The sequence below is a fragment of the Streptomyces sp. NPDC101490 genome (assembly GCF_044767145.1).
Taxonomy (GTDB): Bacteria; Actinomycetota; Actinomycetes; order Streptomycetales; family Streptomycetaceae; genus Streptomyces.
Genome location: NZ_JBIWNI010000006.1, coordinates 1 through 18,467, shown reverse-complemented (window position 1 = coordinate 18,467; position 18,467 = coordinate 1). Strand labels below are relative to the sequence as shown.

Annotated in this window: 12 protein-coding genes and 1 riboswitch; of the genes, 7 read left to right on the top strand and 5 right to left on the bottom strand. The window is 75.3% G+C overall.

Translation table 11 applies throughout. From position 1 onward, the window contains the following. Nucleotides 1-27: 27 nt before the first annotated feature. The gene (locus ACIRQY_RS14940; protein ID WP_403925402.1) at nt 28-1,611 is read left to right on the top strand and encodes a threonine/serine exporter ThrE family protein; all 1,584 of its coding nucleotides are present in this window, start codon (nt 28-30) and stop codon (nt 1,609-1,611) included. 18 nt (nt 1,612-1,629) lie between these two features. Here ACIRQY_RS14940 and ACIRQY_RS14935 read toward each other — a convergent pair whose 3' ends face one another. After that, a complete protein-coding gene (locus ACIRQY_RS14935) occupies nt 1,630-3,030 on the bottom strand; it encodes a hypothetical protein (RefSeq protein ID WP_403925399.1) in 1,401 nt (466 codons plus the stop codon). Nucleotides 3,031-3,172: 142 nt separating this feature from the next. Between ACIRQY_RS14935 and ACIRQY_RS14930 the strand changes: the two genes are divergently transcribed. Beyond that, nucleotides 3,173-4,132 carry a D-2-hydroxyacid dehydrogenase family protein gene (locus tag ACIRQY_RS14930; RefSeq protein ID WP_403925397.1) on the top strand — a complete coding sequence of 320 codons (960 nt, stop codon included), beginning with the start codon at nt 3,173-3,175 and terminating at the stop codon, nt 4,130-4,132. Between the two features lie 361 nt (nt 4,133-4,493). Here the strand turns inward: ACIRQY_RS14930 and ACIRQY_RS14925 are convergent, their stop codons facing one another. The 3 genes from ACIRQY_RS14925 to ACIRQY_RS14915 form a co-directional block, all read right to left on the bottom strand. Continuing rightward, a complete protein-coding gene (locus ACIRQY_RS14925; RefSeq protein WP_351783554.1) occupies nt 4,494-4,850 on the bottom strand; it encodes a GntR family transcriptional regulator in 357 nt (118 codons plus the stop codon). 2 nt (nt 4,851-4,852) lie between these two features. Further along, entirely contained in the window at nt 4,853-5,812 is a 960-nt protein-coding gene (locus ACIRQY_RS14920) for a DUF1648 domain-containing protein (protein WP_403925394.1), read from the bottom strand. 502 nt (nt 5,813-6,314) lie between these two features. After that, nucleotides 6,315-7,184, bottom strand: coding sequence for an alpha/beta fold hydrolase (locus tag ACIRQY_RS14915; protein WP_403925391.1), 870 nt, complete (start codon nt 7,182-7,184; stop codon nt 6,315-6,317). A 308-nt stretch (nt 7,185-7,492) separates the two neighbouring features. Here ACIRQY_RS14915 and ACIRQY_RS14910 point away from each other — a divergent pair, with 308 nt between their 5' ends. Then, nucleotides 7,493-9,094 (top strand): ABC-F family ATP-binding cassette domain-containing protein, encoded by a 1,602-nt coding sequence (locus tag ACIRQY_RS14910; RefSeq protein WP_403925907.1) that lies wholly within the window; start codon nt 7,493-7,495, stop codon nt 9,092-9,094. On the opposite strand, the gene cobN is transcribed toward ACIRQY_RS14910, so the two are convergent. Then, the gene (gene cobN / locus ACIRQY_RS14905) at nt 9,091-12,699 is read right to left on the bottom strand and encodes a cobaltochelatase subunit CobN (RefSeq protein WP_403925388.1); all 3,609 of its coding nucleotides are present in this window, start codon (nt 12,697-12,699) and stop codon (nt 9,091-9,093) included. The two genes, ACIRQY_RS14910 and cobN, sit on opposite strands and share 4 nt — an antisense overlap. Before the next feature lie 57 nt (nt 12,700-12,756). Next, a riboswitch (cobalamin riboswitch) is annotated at nt 12,757-12,836 on the bottom strand. A gap of 114 nt (nt 12,837-12,950) precedes the next feature. Here cobN and ACIRQY_RS14900 point away from each other — a divergent pair. From ACIRQY_RS14900 to ACIRQY_RS14885, 4 genes are all read left to right on the top strand, one after another. Further along, nucleotides 12,951-14,189: a cobalamin biosynthesis protein CobG gene (locus tag ACIRQY_RS14900; protein WP_403925385.1), complete on the top strand. Its 1,239-nt coding sequence runs from the start codon at nt 12,951-12,953 to the stop codon at nt 14,187-14,189. Continuing rightward, nucleotides 14,186-14,839, top strand: a complete 654-nt coding sequence (locus tag ACIRQY_RS14895; RefSeq protein ID WP_351783534.1) for a precorrin-8X methylmutase — start codon at nt 14,186-14,188, stop codon at nt 14,837-14,839. The genes ACIRQY_RS14900 and ACIRQY_RS14895 overlap by 4 nt, the downstream gene beginning before the upstream one ends. Next, nucleotides 14,836-16,338: a precorrin-2 C(20)-methyltransferase gene (locus ACIRQY_RS14890; RefSeq protein ID WP_403925382.1), complete on the top strand. Its 1,503-nt coding sequence runs from the start codon at nt 14,836-14,838 to the stop codon at nt 16,336-16,338. Before ACIRQY_RS14895 ends, ACIRQY_RS14890 begins: the two co-directional genes overlap by 4 nt. 264 nt (nt 16,339-16,602) lie before the next feature. Further along, a complete protein-coding gene (locus tag ACIRQY_RS14885; RefSeq protein ID WP_403925904.1) occupies nt 16,603-18,303 on the top strand; it encodes a PA14 domain-containing protein in 1,701 nt (566 codons plus the stop codon). Nucleotides 18,304-18,467: the final 164 nt, after the last annotated feature.

Sequence of the window (18,467 nt, the reverse complement as noted above, 5' to 3'; positions counted from 1 at the left end):
GGGGTCGGGCGAGCGCCGGGAGGGCGGATGAGCGACTCCGGGCCGGGTCGCGCCCCGGCCGAGGAACTGCACGGGTTCCTGCGGGAGCTGACCCGGTTCATGCTGCGCTTCAGCGGTGAGGGCGCCGAGGGGGTCGACCGGGTCGTCCGGGGGCTGGCCCGGACGTACGGCGGCCGGGCCGAGACCGTCCTCGTCGCGGACGGCGCGGTGCTCTCCGTGACGGCGGGGGTGGGGGAGGGGGAGAGGGAGGGACAGGGCAGGGCCGGTGGGCACGATGGGGATGATGGGGCTGATAGGGCTGATGAGGTCCATAGGTCTGATGGGGCCGACAGGGTTAGTCGGACTGGTGAGGTCGGTGGGGTGGGTTGGAGCGGGGTGATCCGTGGGACCCGTAGAGCCGGTGAGATCGCTGGGACCACTGGGACCCGTAGAGCCGGTGGGACCGCTGGGGTCGCTGGGACCCGTAGAGCCGGTGGGATTGCTGGGACCGCTGGGGCCGGGAAAGCCGGTGGGACCGCTGGTACCAGGACCGGCTCGGGGCGGACCGGCGGAGAGCGGACCGTCACCTCCGTCGTCTCCGCCTTTCCCGATCTCCCCCGGCTCGACCGGGCCTTCGCCCTCAAGGAGTTCGTCGAACGGCTGCGGGAGGAGCGGCCCCCGCTGGACGAGGCGATGGCCGGGCTGCGGCGGATCGAGGCGATGCCGGGCCGCGTACCGCCGTGGGCGCGGCTCCTCGGGATCGTGCTCTTCGCCCTCGGCTTCGCGCCCGCCGTCCAGCCCACCTGGTACGAGATCGGCAGCACCGCCCTCCTGGCGGGTCTGGTGGCGGGCCTCACGGTCCTGTCCGAGACGCGGCCCCGGCTCGCCCGGGTGCTGCCGCTGCTGGCCGCGGCCCTGGTCTCGCTGGTGACCCTGGGGCTGCTCCAGCCGGGGCACGCACACGGCGGGCCGGTGCTGATCATGCTGCCCGCGCTGTTCTTCTTCGTCCCCGGCGACCTGCTGAGCGCCGCCGCGGCCGAGCTGGTCGGTGGTTTCCTCTCGACCGGCGCCGTCCGGCTGGTCTACGCGCTGGTGCTGCTGCTCCAGTTGTACGTGGGCGTGCTGCTCGGGGTGGCCGTCACGGGCACCCCGACCGGGGCGCTCTTCGACACCGCGCAGGACGCGGACCTGTCCCGCTGGGTGATCGTCGGGAGCTGGGCGGTGTTCACGGCGGGGCTCGTCCTCGCCTTCGGGGTGCCGTGGCGGGCGGCGGGCTGGGTGACGGCCCTGGTCTTCCTGACGCTGGGCGCGCAGGCCGCGGGTACGGCCCTGATCGGCGAGGTGGGCGGGACCTTCGTGGCGGCGGCGGCACTCGCGGCGACGGCGGACCTGCTCGCCCGGCCGCCCGGCAGGCCGCCCCGGCTTGTCCTCTTCCTCGGCGGTTTCTTCACGCTCACCGCCGGGTCCCTCGGGCTGCGGGCGCTCACCTCGCTCTCGGGCGGGCACGTGCTGCACGGCTTCCACGACCTCATGGACTTCGTCACGGTCGTGATGACGATCGCGGTCGGGCTGCTCGCGGGGGCGGCGCTCGTCCCGGGCCGGGCCGAACGGGAGTTCCGGGACGCCTCCTGAGGGCTCCCGGCCGCCCTTCTAACGCGGTGGTGTTCCCGGGTCGTCCGGTGCGGGTCCGGCATCCGGGCCGGGACCGTGGCCGGGCTCCGGCCCCGGGCCCGGCCCCGGTTCCACCTTCGGCTTCGGCTCCGGCTTCGGTTCCGGTTCCGGTTCCGGTTCCGCCAGGAACGCGGTCACCGCGAGGGCGAAGAAGAGGGCGAGGGCCAGGCCCAGGACGACCCAGCCGGTGGGGTGGGGCCAGAAGACGCAGGCCGCGGCCGCCGCCGCGACGAGCAGCCAGGTGATCCAGGCGCGGTGACGGCGGACGAAGGGCCCCACCGGGCCGGTGCGCAGGCCCGCGCGGTCGGCGAAGGAGCGGCTGGCGGAGACGCCCGCGTCCCCCAGTCCCCGGAGGAGGACGGCGGGGCGGCTCGGGCCGGAGAGCCAGGCCGCGAGGGCGATCAGGACGCCCAGGGACGCGAACACCCGTACCGAGGTGCGGAGGTAGCGGACCAGGGTGTCGTAGACGGCGCCCGCCGCCGCCGGGGAGGTCCCGTTCGGAAGGGCGTTGAGGTAGACCGTACGGAAGATGGTGAGCGCCGCCCCGAGGACGAGGGCCGCGAGGGCGACGCCGAGGGCGGCCACGACCAGGGTGCGGCGCCTGCGGACCGCGAGGAGCACGCCCCCGGCGACCAGCAGCACCGCGATCACCGGCAGCCAGACGCCCATCGCCTGGAGCAGGGCGAAGAGGGTCTTCACCTTCCCGATGTCGTCGGCCTGGAGGACGGTGAAGTCGGTGTGGATCTCGGGGATCTTCCCGGCGACGGTGAGACCGGAGTCGACGAGACGGGCCTTGACCTGGTCGATCACCGGTGCCAGGTCGATGGTGACCTTGTCCGTGCCGATCTTCACGGCGCCGTTGTCGTCGCCGGTCAGGGCCCGGTCGAGGGAGGTGTGGACGGCCCGGTTGGCGTCGGTCCAGATGGTCTCGAAGGCCGGGGACGCGACGACGTCCTGCGCCCGGTCGTGGACGAAGCTGCGGACGGCGCTCTCCAGCGAGCCGCCGAGCTTGCCGAGCGCCTTCTCGACCAGGGGCCGCTGGTCGGGGGCGACGCCTTCGAGGAGGGAGGCCAGGTCGATGTGGTCCATGACGGCGCCGGTCACCCGGTCGGCGACGGCCGCCTGGACGGCGGGGTCGGAGGCGAGCGGGGCGACCGTCTTCACGTACCGGTCGGTGTCGCCGACGATGTCGGAGGTCCAGGAGGCGACGAGCCCGAGGGGCACGAGGACGCAGCCGAGGACGATGAGCAGGGCGGCGAAGAACGACCGGACGCGGTGGTGGGACGGCGGCGCGGTCCCCCCGCCTTCCAGGGCGGCCACCCTGGCGCGGAGGGCGGCCAGTTCGTCACCGGCGTCGGCACCGTCGTCCACGGCGGCCATGGCATCCACTCCTCGCACCCGATTCCTGACAAGTCAGGGCAATTCTCCGCACCGGTGGCGTTCCTGTCGCTCCGGGCGGGGCGATCGGAGGACCGGAGGAGGGGCCTTACCCGCCCGGTGCCCGGTGCGCGATCATGCGGGCATGAAGCTGCGCTGCGCCGTACTCGACGACCACCAGGGCGTCGCCCTGACCTCCGCCGACTGGGGGCCGCTCGCGGACCGGGTCGAGGTGCGGGTGCTGCGGGAGCACCTGGCCGACCGGGACGCGCTGGTCGCCGCCGTCGCGGACTGCGAGGTCCTCGTCGTCATGCGGGAGCGGACCCCGCTCGACGCCGCGCTCCTGGACCGGCTCCCCCGGCTCCGGCTCGTGGTCACCTCCGGGATGCGGAACGCCTCCGTGGACGTGGCCGCCGCCCGCGCGCGCGGGATCACCGTCTGCGGCACCGCCAGCAGCTCCGAGCCGCCCGCCGAACTCACCTGGGCGCTGCTCCTCGGTCTCGCCCGGCACGTCCCGGCGGAGGCCTCGTCGCTGCGCGGGGGCGGGCCCTGGCAGTCGACCGTCGGCGCCGATCTGGCGGGCCGGACCCTGGGGCTCGTGGGCCTCGGCAAGATCGGCTCCCGGGTGGCGAGGGTCGGTCTCGCCTTCGGCATGGACGTGCGGGCGTGGAGCCCGAACCTGACGGAGGAGCGGGCCGCCGGGCACGGCGTGGGGTACGTGGGGGACCGCCGGGAGCTGTTCGCGGGCGCCGACTTCGTCTCGCTGCACCTGGTGCTCTCGGAGCGGACGCGCGGGCTGGTCGGGGAGCCGGAGCTGCGGGCGATGCGCCCGCACGCGTACCTCGTGAACACCTCGCGGGCGGGGCTCGTGGACGGCGGGGCGCTGCTGCGGGCGCTGCGGGAGGGGTGGATCGCGGGGGCGGGCCTCGACGTCTTCGAGACGGAGCCGCTGCCGCTGGACGACCCCCTGCGCTCCCTGCCGAACGTGCTCGCGCTGCCGCACCTGGGCTATGTGACGGAGGGGAACTACGGGCGGTACTTCGGCCAGGCGGTGGAGGACATCGAGGCGTTCCTGGCGGGGACGCCGGTACGGGAACTGGCCTGAGGGCGCCCGGCGCCGGGACCCGGCACGGGTGCGGCGCCCGGCGTCCGGTGCCTTGAGGCGGCCCCGGCCGTCGTACCCGTGAGGCTTCCCGGGCCCGGTGGCGGGCTTCCCCCGCCGGGGCGGGCCTCCCGAGGCCGTACGGCCGGAGGCCCGGAGCGCCTGGTGCGCCTGGTGCGCCCGGAGCGGGTACGGCTCCGACGCTCGGTCCCGTGTCCGTACGGCCCTCCGCTCCCGGGGCCGTACGACCCCGTCGGCCAAGCCCGTACCCCTGCCCCCCGGGAAGACCGGCCCCGGGGGCGCACGCCCCGGCTGCCGGTCCCGTGCGCGGGAGTCGTGCGGGCCGGACGCCCGCCCCCGGGCGTCAGTCCAGGCTCGTGCGGGCCAGTTCCAGGAACTCCTCGGCCGTCAGGCCGAGCCCCCGGGCGTCGGCCGCCGCCTCGCGGAGACGGGAGACGAGCCGGGCGCGGTCGGGCGCGGTGGCGCCGGGGACGATGACGGCCCCCCGGCCCCGGCGCAGTTCGATCAGGCCCTCCTCGCGGAGCCGCTGATAGCCGCGCAGGACGGTGTGGACGTTGACGCCGAGGGAGTCGGCGAGTTCCCGGGCGGCCGGGAGGCGCTCGCCGGGCGCGGCGGAGCCGTCGGCGAGGGCGCCCCGGACACAGGCGGCGATCTGGTCGCCGAGGGGCGCGGCGGAGGCCGGGTCGACACGGAAGAGCACGGTCAGACCTTCCCATGGCGCTCGGCGAGCGTGTTGAGGAGGGCGGCGGCGGTGCCCGCGTCGGGGACGGTGACCGCGAACTCCCGGCCGCTGTCCCGCCGTACGACCAGGGCTTCGCCGGTACGGACGATCACGCCCGTCCGGTGGGCCCGGACGCGGTAGCCCCAGCCGCCGAACTGGCTCAGGACGGCGGCCGTGTCGAGCGTGCGGACGGCCGCCCCGGAGACCTCGTCGAGCGGGATGCGGACGCGCGGCCGGGCGAGCAGCGCGGACCGCACGGTGAGACCGCGCCGGTCGACGCTGACCCGGACGCGGGCGAGGGCGAGGCCCGGCAGGCCGATGAGGAGGCCGAGCAGTCCGAGGAGGGCGCCCGGCCAGGGGGCGAGGAGCAGGACGAAGGGGGTCGCGGCCAGGGCGAGCGCCGCGAGGACGGTCAGGGTGCGGGAGGCGGTGGCGCGGGACCAGCCCGCGATCTCGCTCGCGCCGAGCGGCAGCCGGGGCGCGTCGGGACCGGCGACGGCGCCGGTCGGGGCGGTCCGGGGGACGGTCCGGGTGAGTGCCAGGCCGGTGAGCCCGAGGAGGGCGGCGGAGGCCAGGGCGAGCAGCGGGACGGTGAGGGAGGACTCGACGAGGGCGGGGTCGGTGGCGTCCAGGTTGTCCCGGACGAGCAGGACGAGGAGCGCGCCGGTGAAGCCCGCGGTGGCCCAGGCGCCCCAGAGGGAACCGCGCTGGACGAGGGCGGTCCAGCCCGCGCCGAGCGTGAGGAGCAGGGCGGTGCTGACGAAGGCGAAGGCGGTGCGGCCGGTGAAGCCGTCGGCACGGCCTCCATCGGCGCCGAAGTGGGTGGCGAGGGTGTCGGGGAGCCGGTCCCAGCGGAGGGCGAGGAACAGCAGGTAGCCGGTGAGGGCGAGGACGTGGGGCAGGGCGGCGAGAACGCGGAGCCGGAGCGTGGCGCGATGCATGAGACCTCCTTTGTTCGCACCAGGATAGAACAAGTTGTTCGTACTTCGCTAGAACAAGTCGAATCGGTTCTCGGGCTGCCGCCGAGACGTGGGGTCCTCTCGCATGTGGGGTCCTCGCACCCCGTCCACTGACATCCGCGCGCCGCGTGTCCGTACGCGCGGGAGCCACGCGGATGTCCGTACGCGCGGGGGACACGGAGGAGTCCGCATGCGCGGGGGACCTGGACACATCCGTACGCGCGGGAGGCCGTACGTCTCCGCCGTGGCGGCTCTGCCGCACCACCGGGGCCTCGACCAGGACGCGCTCGCGGCGACGGTCCGCGACACGGCGGCGAACCCGGGGCGGATCCCGGAACCGGGCCCCGGAAACGCCGACGCGGCGGCTGCCGTGAAGGCAGCCACCGCGTGGAAGGAGCAGACCGTCACCCGTCGGACGAGCCCCGGGCGACCGGGGCCCGTGAGTCAGGGTGTCGGGGTGTCGGAGTGTCGGAGTGTCGGGGGGTCAGGCGCCCGCGAGCGAGGCGCGCAGGGCTTCGGCGAACTCCGCCGGGGCGCCCTGCTGCCCGAACTCGCCACCCAGGAAGCCGCCGTGGTGGCTGGGGTAGAGGGAGACCGGGGTGCCGATGCCCTCGGCGACGGCCACCGCGGCGCGCGCGGCGAAGGTGCCCTCGGACTCCTTGCCCACGGCGACGACGATCCGGGTCGACGTGGCCCGCAGGGCGGGGAAGTCGGGGAGGTAGGAGGTGCAGCCCCGCATGTTCTGGCCGAGCAGCGGGTCGTCGCGGGAGCCGTCGTCGCCGGTGGGCAGGCCGAAGGTGTCCGGGGAGGGCGCGGGCTCCTCGGCCCAGTTCGCCGGAATGGGGCCCGTACGGCTGGTCAGCGCGATGAACTTGGCCATCGCGGCGCCCCAGCCCTCCCGCTGGTAGGTGGCGTGGACGTCCGCGCAGCTCGCGAGGGCGGCCTCGCGGTCCGGGACGACCTGGGCGCTCGGCGGCTCGTGCGCGACGAGGGTGTGGACCAGGTCGCCGCGCCCGGCGACGAGGGCGAGGGAGTTGATGGCGCCGCCGCTGCTCGCGAAGATGTCGACGGGTCCGGCGCCGAGCGCCTCGATCAGCCGGACCAGGTCGTCGGCGTGCTCGTCGGGGAGGTTCTCGGCGGCGCCGTCGGTCCGCTCGCTGCGGCCCGCCCCGCGCGGGTCGTACGTCACGACGGTGCGGTCCGTGAAGTGCGAGGCGAGGCTGACGAACCCGCTCGCGTCCATGGGGGAGCCGATCAGCAGCAGGGGCCGCGGGTCGGTCCCGGTGCCGGGCCGGACGTCGTAGCGCAGGGTCGCGCCGACGGTCTCCAGGATGCGGGTGTCGGTCTCGGCCATGGTGTTCTCCTCAGTGGTGAGCCAGTCATAGGGGTAGACGTCCGGGCCGGGCCGTACTCATCGCTCTCCAGCGGGATTTCTTTTCGAAATTCTCGATCCCTTCGATCCCCTGGATCCCTTCGATCCCTCGAACGAGACGGGACGTCTTGCGAAGGGCTCGCCCGTGCTGTACGTTCTCCCCATCGAACGAGACGGGACGTCTCGTCTCGTTGGTTCTGTCGTCGATCGTCCGGAGGCCGCCCTTGTTCCGTGTCCTACTCACCGAGGTCAGCAGGCACCACCACCGGCCCGACGGCGGGCACCGGGCCGTGTTCGAGGGGGTCTCGCTGGCGCTGCGGCCCGGCGAACGGCTCGGTGTCGTCGGCGACAACGGGGCCGGGAAGTCCACCCTGCTCCGGCTGCTCGCCGGGCTCGAAGCCCCCGACGCCGGGACCGTCACCGTCGACGTCCCCGGGGGAGTCGGCCATCTCGCCCAGACCCGGGACCTGCCCCCGGACGCCACCGTCGGGGACGCCGTCGACCACGCCCTCGCGGACGTGCGGGAGCTGGAGCGGGCGATCCGCGCCGCCGAGACGGCACTCGCCGGGACCGGCGACCTCGCCGGATACGCCGGGCTGCTCGCCGCGTACGAGGCCAGGGGCGGCGCCGGGGCCGACCGGCGGGTCGAGACCGTGCTGCGCCGCCTCGGCGGGGACGGCCCGCTCGACCGCGCCCGGCCGCTCGCCGCGCTCTCCGGCGGACAGCGCTCCCGGCTCGCGCTCGCCGCCGTCCTCGCCGCCGGACCCGAGCTGCTGCTGCTCGACGAACCCACCAACGACCTCGACGACCGGGCCGTGGCCTGGCTGGAGGAACGGCTGCGCGCCCACCGGGGCACGGTCGTCGCCGTCTCCCACGACCGGACCTTCCTCGACCGGGTCACCACCGGCGTCCTGGAGGTGGACGAGGACCGCAGGACCGTGCGCCGGTACGGCGACGGCTACCCCGGCTATCTCGCCGGACGCGCCGCCGAACGGGCCCGCGGACAGCGGGAGCACGAGGAGTGGAAGCGGGAACTGGACCGCCACCGGACCCTCGCCGACACCCACATCGACCGTTTCTCCGCGATCCCCCGCAAGGCCCCGGCTGCCTTCAGCGGGGCGGGCGCCTTCCGGGCCAGGTCACGGGCGCACGGCGCCATGAGCCGCATCCGGGCCGCCAGGGAACGGCTCGCCCGGCTCACCGGAGCGCCCGTGCCCGCACCGCCGCCACCGCTGGCGTTCCGCGCCGAACTCACCGGCGGGGGCGCGGCCGTGGACCTCGCCGACGTACGGATCGAGGGGCGGCTGCGGCTGGACGCCCTCCGTCTGGAACCGGGCGAGCGCCTCCTGGTGACCGGGCCGAACGGCGCCGGGAAGAGCACCCTGCTGAAGCTCCTCGCGGGCGAACTCGCCCCGGACCGGGGCAGGGTGGCCACGAGGACGCAGGACGGACCCGCGCGGGCCGGGCTGCTCCGGCAGGAGACGGCCCCGCCCACCGACCCCCGTACGGTGGGCGAATCCTTCGGGGAGGACCGTACGGACGAACTGCTCGCCCTCGGCCTGTTCTCCGCCCGCGACCTGACGACCCCGGTCCGGGACCTGTCCACCGGGCAGCGCCGGAAGCTGGAACTGGCCCGGCTCGTCACCGGACCCGTCGACCTGCTCCTCCTCGACGAGCCGACCAACCACCTGGCCCCGGCGCTCGTGGAGGAGCTGGAGGCCGCGCTCGTCCCGTACCGGGGCACGCTGGTCGTCGTCAGCCACGACCGGCGGCTGCGGGCGGGCTTCCGGGGCCGGGTCCTCGAACTGACCCCGGCCCCGGCTCCCGCCTCGGCGACGGCGGCTCGGGCGACGGCTACAGCTACAGCTACAGCTACAGCTACAGCGTCCTAGTCGTCGGACGCGTCCTCCAGGTCGCCCTCCGTCTCCAGGAACACCTGGCGCAGGGCGGCCAGGGTCTGGGCGTCCGGCTTCTCCCACATCCCGCGCGACTCGGCTTCGAGGAGGCGCTCCGTGATGCCGTGCAGGGCCCACGGGTTGGCCTCCTTCAGGAAGGCCTGGTTCACCGGGTCGAGGACGTACTCCTGGGCGAGCTTGTCGTACATCCAGTCCGCGACCACGCCCGTCGTGGCGTCGTACCCGAAGAGGTAGTCGACGGTCGCCGCCAGCTCGAACGCGCCCTTGTAGCCGTGGCGGCGCATCGCCTCGATCCAGCGCGGGTTGACCACCCGCGCCCGGAACACCCGGGACGTCTCCTCGACGAGCGTGCGGGTGCGGACCGTCTCCGGGCGGGTCGAGTCCCCGATGTACGCCTCCGGGGCGGTGCCCTTGAGCGCGCGGACGGTCGCCACCATGCCGCCGTGGTACTGGAAGTAGTCGTCGGAGTCCGCGATGTCGTGCTCACGGGTGTCCGTGTTCTTCGCGGCCACCGCGATCCGCTTGTACGCGGTCTCCATCTCGGCCCGCGCCGGGCGCCCTTCGAGACCGCGCCCGTACGCGTACCCGCCCCACACCGTGTACACCTCGGCGAGGTCGGCGTCCGTGCGCCAGTCGCGGGAGTCGATCAGCTGGAGGATGCCCGCGCCGTACGTGCCCGGCCGGGAGCCGAAGATACGGGTGGTGGCGCGCCGCTCGTCGCCGTGCTCGGCGAGGTCGGCCTGGGTGTGCGCCCGGACGTGGTTGTCCTCGGCGGACTCGCCCTCAAGGCCCGCGACCAGCCGTACGGCATCGTCGAGGAGCCCGATGACGTGCGGGAACGCGTCCCGGAAGAAGCCGGAGATGCGCAGCGTGACATCGACGCGCGGGCGGCCCAGCTCGGCGAGCGGAATCGGTTCGAGACCGTTCACCCGGCGGGACGCCTCGTCCCACAGCGGCCGGACGCCCAGCAGGGCCAGCGCCTCGGCCACGTCGTCGCCCGAGGTGCGCATCGCGCTCGTGCCCCACAGGGAGAGGCCCACCGAGGTCGGCCAGGAGCCGTTGTCGGTGCGGTAGCGCTCCAGGAGCGAGTCCGCGAGCGCCTGCCCGGTCTCCCAGGCCAGCCGGGACGGCACGGCCTTCGGGTCAACCGAGTAGAAGTTGCGGCCGGTCGGCAGGACGTTGACCAGTCCGCGCAGCGGCGAACCGGAGGGACCGGCCGGGACGAAGCCGCCGGCCAGGGCGTGCACGGCGTGCGTGAGTTCGTCGGTGGTGGCGGCCAGCCTCGGCACGACCTGCTCGCAGGCGAACCGCAGCACCGCGTGGACGTCGGGTCCGTACGCGGCGGCGACCTCGGCGACCGCGTCCACGGCCCAGTCCGCCGCCTCCATCGCCTCGACAAGCTCGCGGGCCTTCGCCTCCGCCTCGTCGGCGGTGGTCCGGGTCGCGGCCGACTCGTCCAGGCCCAGCGCCTCCCGCAGACCGGGCAGCGCCTGCGTGCCGCCCCAGATCTGCCGGGCCCGCAGGATGGACAGGACCAGGTTGACCCGGGCCTCACCGGCCGGGGCGCCGCCCAGGACGTGCAGACCGTCCCGGATCTGGGCGTCCTTGACCTCGCACAGCCAGCCGTCGACGTGCAGCAGGAAGTCGTCGAAGCCGTCGTCCCCCGGACGCTCCTCCAGTCCGAGGTCGTGGTCGAGCCGGGCCGCCTGGATCAGCGTCCAGATCTGGGCGCGGATCGCGGGCAGCTTCGCCGGGTCCATGGAGGAGATCTGCGCGTACTCGTCGAGGAGCTGCTCCAGGCGCGCGATGTCGCCGTAGGAGTCGGCGCGGGCCATCGGCGGCACCAGGTGGTCGACGAGCGTGGCGTGGGCGCGCCGCTTGGCCTGGGTGCCCTCGCCGGGGTCGTTGACGAGGAACGGGTAGACCAGCGGCAGGTCGCCGAGGGCCGCGTCGGGACCGCAGGCGGCGGACAGGCCCGCGTTCTTTCCGGGCAGCCACTCCAGGTTGCCGTGCTTGCCCAGGTGGACCATGGCGTCGGCGCCGAAGCCGCCGTCGTCCGCGCGGGCCGCGATCCACCGGTACGCCGCCAGGTAGTGGTGCGACGGCGGCAGGTCGGGGTCGTGGTAGATCGCGATCGGGTTCTCGCCGAAGCCGCGCGGCGGCTGGATGAGGACGAGGAGGTTCCCGCGCCGCAGCGCGGCGAGGACGATGTCGCCCTCCGGGTTCCGGGAGCGGTCGAGGAACATCTCGCCGGGGGCGGGCCCCCAGTGCTCCTCGACGCGCTCGCGCAGCTCGGCGGGGAGCTCCGCGTACCACCGCCGGTAGTCGGCGGCCGGGATGCGGACCGGGTTCTTCGCCAGCTGCTCCTCGGTCAGCCAGTCCTGGTCGTGGCCGCCCGCCTCGATGAGGGCGTAGATCAGCTCGTCGCCGTCGCCGGAGACCAGACCGGGCAGTTCGTCGGCGGGCCCGAAGTCGTACCCCTCGTCGATCAGGCGGCGCAGCAGCGAGATGGCGGAAGCGGGGGTGTCGAGGCCGACGGCGTTGCCGATGCGGGAGTGCTTCGTCGGGTACGCGGAGAGGACGAGCGCCAGCCTCTTGTCGGCGTTCGGGATGTGCCGCAGGCGGGCGTGCCGTACGGCGGTCCCGGCGACCCGGGCCGCCCGCTCGGGGTCGGCGACGTACGCGGGCAGCCCGTCCTCGTCGATCTCCTTGAAGGAGAACGGGACGGTGATGAGCCGCCCGTCGAACTCGGGGACGGCGACCTGGCTCGCCGCGTCCAGCGGCGACAGGCCCTCGTCGCTCTCCTCCCACGCGGCGCGCGAGGAGGTCAGGCAGAGCGCCTGGAGGATCGGCACGTCGAGCCCGGCCAGCGCGCCCGCGTCCCAGGCCTCCTCGTCGCCGCCCGCCTGCGCCTCGGCGGGCTTGGTGCCGCCCGCCGCGAGGACGGTGGTGACGATCGCGTCGGCGGTGCGCAGCCGGTCGAGCAGCTCCGGCTCGGGGGCCCGCAGGGACGCCACGTACAGCGGGAGGGGCCGGGCGCCCGCGTCCTCGACGGCCGTGCACAGGGCCTCGACGAAGCCGGTGTTCCCGCTCATGTGGTGGGCGCGGTAGTAGAGCACGGCGACGGTCGGGCCGTCCGTCGTGCGGGCGGTCCGCTCCAGCGGGCCCCAGGTGGGGGCGGCGGCCGGGGCCTCGAAGCCGTGGCCGGTGAGCAGGACCGTGTCGGAGAGGAAGCGGGCCAGCTGTTCCAGGTTGGCCGGGCCGCCGTGCGCGAGATAGGCGTGGGCCTCGGTGGCGACGCCGACGGGGACGGTGGACGCCTCCATCAGCTGGGCGTCGGGGGCCTGTTCGCCGCTGAGGACGACCACCGGCAGTCCGGCGGCACGGACCGCGTCCAGGCCCTCCTGCCAGGAGCGGAGCCCGCCCAGGAGACGGACGACGACGAGGTCGGCGCCGTCCAGGAGGCCGGGCAGATCGGCCAGCGGAAGCCGGGCGGGGTTGGCGAAGCGGTACTCCACCGGTCCGCCGGCCGCGCGGGCACTGAGCAGGTCGGTGTCGGAGTGCGACAGCAGCAGGAGCATGGCTACGCAGGCCTTCCTCGGGGTGGTCCGCGCCCCGGGTGGTCGTGTGGAGGGCGGGAGTTCCTGGCTCACCGGCCCGGTGGTGCCGGGCCGGCTCACAGTGGCGGGACCGCGCCGGAATCGCACCGGGCTTCCTCCCCGGGGTCCTGGGACCCCATGCCGTCTGCATAGTAGAACGTGCCGTCGGCGGGCCGGGGCCGACCTCGCAGTCGCCCGGATCACACCCGGGGGCCGCCCGGTCCCCCGTCGGTATGCTCGCCGCCATGCCGCCCACCCCGCTCCCGCCGCCCGCGCCGGGCGCGCCCCGCACCCGGGACCGCGGCGACGCGTGCCCGGGAGCGCTGCGCCTGCACTCCGCCGACGACGGCGCCTTGGCCCGACTCCGGCTCCCCGGGGGCCGTCTGACCGCCCCTCAGGTGGAGGTCCTGGCGGCGGTCGCGGAGGAGCTGGGCGACGGCCGGATCAGTGTCACCTCGCGCGGCAACGCGGAACTGCGCGGCCTCCCGGACGACTGCGGGGCCGCGCTCGCCGCCCGGCTCGCCCCGGCGGGCCTGCTGCCCTCCCCCCGGCACGAACGCGTCCGCAACATCGTCGCCTCGCCCACCGCGGGGCTCGACGGACTCGGCCACGGCGACGTGCAGTTGTGGGCCCGGACGCTGGACGCCGCCCTGTGCGCCGAGCCCCGCGCGGCGGCGCTCTCGGGCCGGTTCCTGTTCGTCCTGGACGACGGGCGCGGGGACGTCGCCGGACTCGGCGGCGATGTGACCTTGGTCGCAGCGCCCGGCGGCACCGCCCTGCTGCGGCTGGGCCCGCTGGTCTTCAGGACCGGCGCCGCCGACGCCGTCCCGGCGGCCCTGGCCGCCGCCCTCGCCTTCCTCGACGCCGCCGACGCCGCCGGGACCGGGGCCTGGCGCCCCCGGGAACTGCCCGGGGCGCACGCGCCGGACTGGGCCGGGGCGCTGGCCCGCGCCGGGATCGCGGCCGAGCCCGTCGCCGTACCCCCGCCGCCGGTGTCACCGCCGCCCCCGCCGGGGGAACTGCCCGGCGGCACCCCGCACGTCCTCGCCCCGCTGGGCAGGCTGACCGCCGCCCAGCTGCGGGCCCTGCTGCCCGCCGACGAGGTCCGGCTCACGCCCTGGCGCGGGGCGGTCGTCGTCGGCGCGGGCCCCGGCAGGCTGCCCGCGCTCGCCGCGCACGGCCTGATCACCCGGCCCGACGCGCCCGGCACCGGCGTCACCGTCTGCACCGGGCGGCCCGGCTGCGCCAAGTCCCTCGCCGATGTGCGGGCCGACGCGCTCGCCGCGCCCCCCGGCCCGCTGCCGGTGCACTACTCCGGCTGCGCGCGCCGCTGCGGGCACCCCCACGGCGCCCGTACCGAAGTCGTCGCCACCGGTGACGACGGCTACCTGGTGGACGACGTCCCCACCCCCCGCGCCGCCCTGTCCGAGGCGGTCGCGGCGGCCCGCAACCCGGCGACCCACACGAGATGAGCGAGAGCACCACGATGTTCGACTACGAGAAGGACGGGGCGGAGATCTACCGCCGGTCCTTTGCCACGATCCGCGCCGAGGCGGACCTCTCGGGCCTGCCCGCCGACATCGCCCAGGTCGCGGTCCGCATGATCCACGCCTGCGGGATGACCGACCTCGTCCAGGACATCGCGTACTCCCCCGGCGTCGTCACCCGGGCCCGCGCCGCACTGCGCGCCGGGGCGCCGATCCTCTGCGACGCCCAGATGGTCGCCAGCGGCGTCACCCGCAAGCGGCTGCCCGCCGACAACGAGGTGATCTGCGCGCTCTCCGACCCGGCCGTGCCGGGCCTCGCCGCCGAGCTGGGCACCACCCGCTCCGCCGCCGCCCTCGAACTGTGGCGGGACCGCCTCGAAGGCTCCGTCGTCGCCATCGGCAACGCGCCCACCGCCCTCTTCCACCTCCTGGAGATGGTCGCGAAGGGCGGGCCCCGGCCGGCCGCCGTCCTCGGCATACCCGTCGGGTTCATCGGCGCCGCCGAGTCCAAGGACGCCCTCGCCGCCCAGGACCTGGGCCTCGAATACCTCGTCGTGCGGGGCAGGCGCGGCGGCAGCGCCATGACGGCCGCCGCCCTCAACGCCCTCGCCCACGAAGCGGAGATCCAGGCATGAGCACCGCACCGCGCACCCCGGGCAGGCTGTACGGGGTCGGCCTCGGGCCCGGCGACCCGGAGCTGATGACGCTGGCCGCCGTGCGGGCCATCGGGGAGGCCGACGTCGTCGCCTACCACTCGGCCCGCCACGGCCGGTCCATCGCCCGCTCCATCGCCGCCGCGCACCTGCGCGAGGACCACGTCGAGGAGCGGCTGATGTACCCGCTCACCGTGGAGACCACCGACCACCCCGGCGGCTACCGGGGCGCCCTGGACGACTTCTACGAGGAGGCCGCCGCCCGGCTCGCCGCCCACCTCGACGCGGGCCGCACCGTCGCCGTGCTCGCCGAGGGCGACCCCCTCTTCTACGGCTCCTACCAGCACATGCACAAGCGGCTCGCGGACCGCTACGACACCACCGTCATCCCCGGCGTCACCTCCGTCAGCGCCGCCGCCGCCCGGCTCGGCGAGCCGCTGTGCGAGGCCGAGGAAGTCCTCACGATCATCCCCGGCACCCTCCCCGAGGACGAGCTGACGGCCCGGCTCGCGGGCACCGACTCGGCGGTCGTGATGAAGCTCGGCCGCACCTTCCCCACCGTCCGGCGGGCCCTGGAGCGGGCCGGACGGCTCGACGACGCCCGGTACGTGGAGCGCGCCTTCATGCCCGGCGAGCGCACCGGCGGCCTCGCCGACGTCGACCCCGGCACCGTCCCCTACTTCTCGGTGGCCGTCCTGCCCTCCCGGGTCGACGCCGTGCCCCCCGTACGGGACCGGGGCGAGGTCGTCGTCGTCGGCACCGGCCCCGCCGGGGCGCCCTGGCTCACCCCCGAGTCGCGCGGCGCCCTCGTCAACGCCGACGTCCTCGTCGGCTACACCACCTACCTGGCCCGGGTGCCGGTGCTGCGCCCCGGGCAGATCCGGCACGGCTCCGACAACAAGGCCGAGTCCGAGCGCGCCGAGTTCGCCCTCGACCTGGCCCGCCGGGGCCACCGGGTCGCGGTCGTCTCCGGCGGCGACCCGGGCGTCTTCGCGATGGCCACCGCCGTCCTGGAGGTCGCCTGCGAACCGGCCTACGCCGACGTGCCCGTACGGGTCCTGCCGGGGGTGACCGCCGCCAACGCGGCCGCCGCCGCCGCGGGCGCGCCCCTCGGCCACGACTACGCGACGATCTCCCTGTCGGACCGGCTCAAGCCCTGGGAGGTCATCGAGGCGCGGCTGCGCGCCGCCGCGGAGGCCGACCTGGTCATCGCCCTCTACAACCCGGGCTCGAAGTCCCGTACGCACCAGGTGGCCGCCGCCCGCGAACTGCTGCTGGCGCTGCGCGCCCCGGGGACCCCGGTGGTCGTCGCCCGGGACGTCGGCGGACCGGAGCAGTCGGTGCGGGTGGTGACCCTGGAGACCCTGGAGCCGTCCGAGGTCGACATGCGGACCCTGCTCCTGATCGGCTCCTCGCAGACCCGGGCGGTGGAACGCGCGGACGGCCGCACGATCGCCTGGACCCCCCGCCGCTACGGGTGACCTCCCGGGCGCTCCCCCACCGGACCGGGGGAGCGCCCGCGCCGGGCCTCCGCAGAGGCCCGGGAAGGCGTCCCGGACCGGACCGGGAAGGCGTCCCGCACCCGCCCGGAAGAGGCGTCCCGGCGCGCAAACCCCTGTCGTCCCAAGGGAAAGGGACGGTAAAGTCGCGGGGCGACGGCGGTGGACCGGCCCCACCCGCACCGCCCGTCGCCCTCCCCCCGCGCCACCTGTCTCCCGTAGGTCCGGAAAGGGCCCCTCTTCGTGATGACTCGTCACCGGCTGAGCGCACTGGCCACCTCGGCCGCCCTCGCCGCGTCCGGCGGCCTGTTCGCCGCCGCCCCGGCCACCGCCGCCGTCAGCTGCGCGTCCCCCGTGTGGACGGCGCAGTACTACGCCAACACCACCTTCGGCGGCGCCCCGAAGCTGACCGCCTGCGACAGCGCGATAGCCGAGAATTACGGCCTCGGCGACCCCGCGGGCGTCACCCTGCCCAAGGACAACTTCTCCGTCCGCTGGTCGCTCACCCGCGACTTCGGCTCCGGCGGCCCGTTCACCTTCACCGCCGAGGCGCAGGACGGCATCCGCGTCTACCTCGACGGCGTCCGCACGACCGATCTGTGGCGGAACGTCTCCACCACCCAGAAGAAGGCCGTCGCCGTCACCGTCCCGGCCGGACGGCACACGATCCGCGTGGACTACGCCCACTGGACCGGCGCCGCCAACGTCAAGTTCGGCTACACCCCGAACACCTCGGCGACGGTCGACCGGGTCAAGCCGCTGGCACCGGCGGGCGCCACCGCCGCCTACGACCGGACCCTCAACCGGGTCACCCTGAAGTGGGCGCCCAACAAGGAGGTGGACCACGCCGGTTACCGCCTCTACCGGCGGGCCGCCACCACCACGGTGTGGACCAGGGTCAGCAGCCCCACCACCCTGATCACCGCCACCTCGTACGTCAACTCCCCGCCCGCCACAGGGGAGAGGTTCCTCTACGAGCTGCGGGCCGTCGACCGGGCGGGCAACGAGTCCCCGGGCGGCGCCGACCTCACCGTCACCACCGTCGACCGCACCGCCCCCGCCGCCCCGGCCGGGCTCACCGCGGCCGACGCGCGCGGCGGCGTCACCCTCGGCTGGCGGCCCGTCGCGGGCGCCACCCGCTACACCGTGCACCGGCGCGCCGGCACCGACCCGGCGGCCCCCGTCGTCCAGGTCGCCACCGGGCTCACCACCCCCTCGTGGACCGACACCGCCGTCACCGAGAAGACCGCCTACGGCTACTGGGTGTCGGCCGTCGACGCCGCCGGGAACACCTCCGGCCGCACCGCCGTCACCGTCTCCCACGGCGACTTCGCGCCGGGTGCGCCCACCGGTCTGACGGCTCGTCACGAGAGCGCCAACGGCGCGGTGTTCCTGGACTGGGCCGCGCCCGCCGACCGGGACGTGGCCTCCTACCGGGTCTACCGCGACGGCGTCCTGTGGAACACCGTCACCACCCGGACCTCCACCGACCGCTCGGCCCGCTACGGCTCGACGTACCGGTACACGGTGACCGCCGTCGACGCGGCGGGCCACGAGTCGGCCCCCTCGGCGCCGTTCACCCTCACCACCCCGGGCGACCTGGTCGCCCCGGCGCCCGTCGCCGGACTCAAGGGCGTCGCCCGCGAGGACGGGGTGTTCCTGGAGTGGGCGGCGAGCACCGAGCCCGACCTGGACCACTACGAGCTGCTCAAGGGCGAGTTCTGGCCCGACGACGAGGAGCCGGGCGGCGGCGTCTGGGTCTACCAGCGGGTCGAGTACTTCCCCGCCGACGCCACCTCGCACCTCTACGGCTCGGTCCAGGACGGCGACACGTACCGCTTCGCCGTCGTCGCCGTCGACACGTGGGACAACTCCCTCGCGGTGACCGACCTCGACCGGGTGTCGTGGGTCGAGGTCACCGAGCTGGGCGCGCCCGCCGGGGGCTGACCGCCGGGGGGCCGACCGCTGGGGGTGCTGACGGCTGGGGGGGAGCTGACCGCCGGGGCCGGTTCTCAGCGCCCTAGTAGTGCTTTGTTAGGTGGTGTCGTAGGGCTGCCATGGGGTGGTTTGTCGGCAGGTGGGGCAGGTTCCGGTCCAGGTGGCCAGCAGGT

Coding starts and splice junctions, on each gene's coding strand:
- ACIRQY_RS14890 (WP_403925382.1), top strand. CDS start 14,836: ATGAGCACCGCACCGCGCACCCCGGGCAGGCTGTACGGGGTCGGCCTC.
- ACIRQY_RS14900 (WP_403925385.1), top strand. CDS start 12,951: ATGCTCGCCGCCATGCCGCCCACCCCGCTCCCGCCGCCCGCGCCGGGC.
- ACIRQY_RS14930 (WP_403925397.1), top strand. CDS start 3,173: ATGAAGCTGCGCTGCGCCGTACTCGACGACCACCAGGGCGTCGCCCTG.
- ACIRQY_RS14895 (WP_351783534.1), top strand. CDS start 14,186: ATGAGCGAGAGCACCACGATGTTCGACTACGAGAAGGACGGGGCGGAG.
- ACIRQY_RS14940 (WP_403925402.1), top strand. CDS start 28: ATGAGCGACTCCGGGCCGGGTCGCGCCCCGGCCGAGGAACTGCACGGG.
- ACIRQY_RS14920 (WP_403925394.1), bottom strand. CDS start 5,812: ATGCATCGCGCCACGCTCCGGCTCCGCGTTCTCGCCGCCCTGCCCCAC.
- ACIRQY_RS14935 (WP_403925399.1), bottom strand. CDS start 3,030: ATGGCCGCCGTGGACGACGGTGCCGACGCCGGTGACGAACTGGCCGCC.
- ACIRQY_RS14885 (WP_403925904.1), top strand. CDS start 16,603: ATGACTCGTCACCGGCTGAGCGCACTGGCCACCTCGGCCGCCCTCGCC.
- ACIRQY_RS14915 (WP_403925391.1), bottom strand. CDS start 7,184: ATGGCCGAGACCGACACCCGCATCCTGGAGACCGTCGGCGCGACCCTG.
- cobN (WP_403925388.1), bottom strand. CDS start 12,699: ATGCTCCTGCTGCTGTCGCACTCCGACACCGACCTGCTCAGTGCCCGC.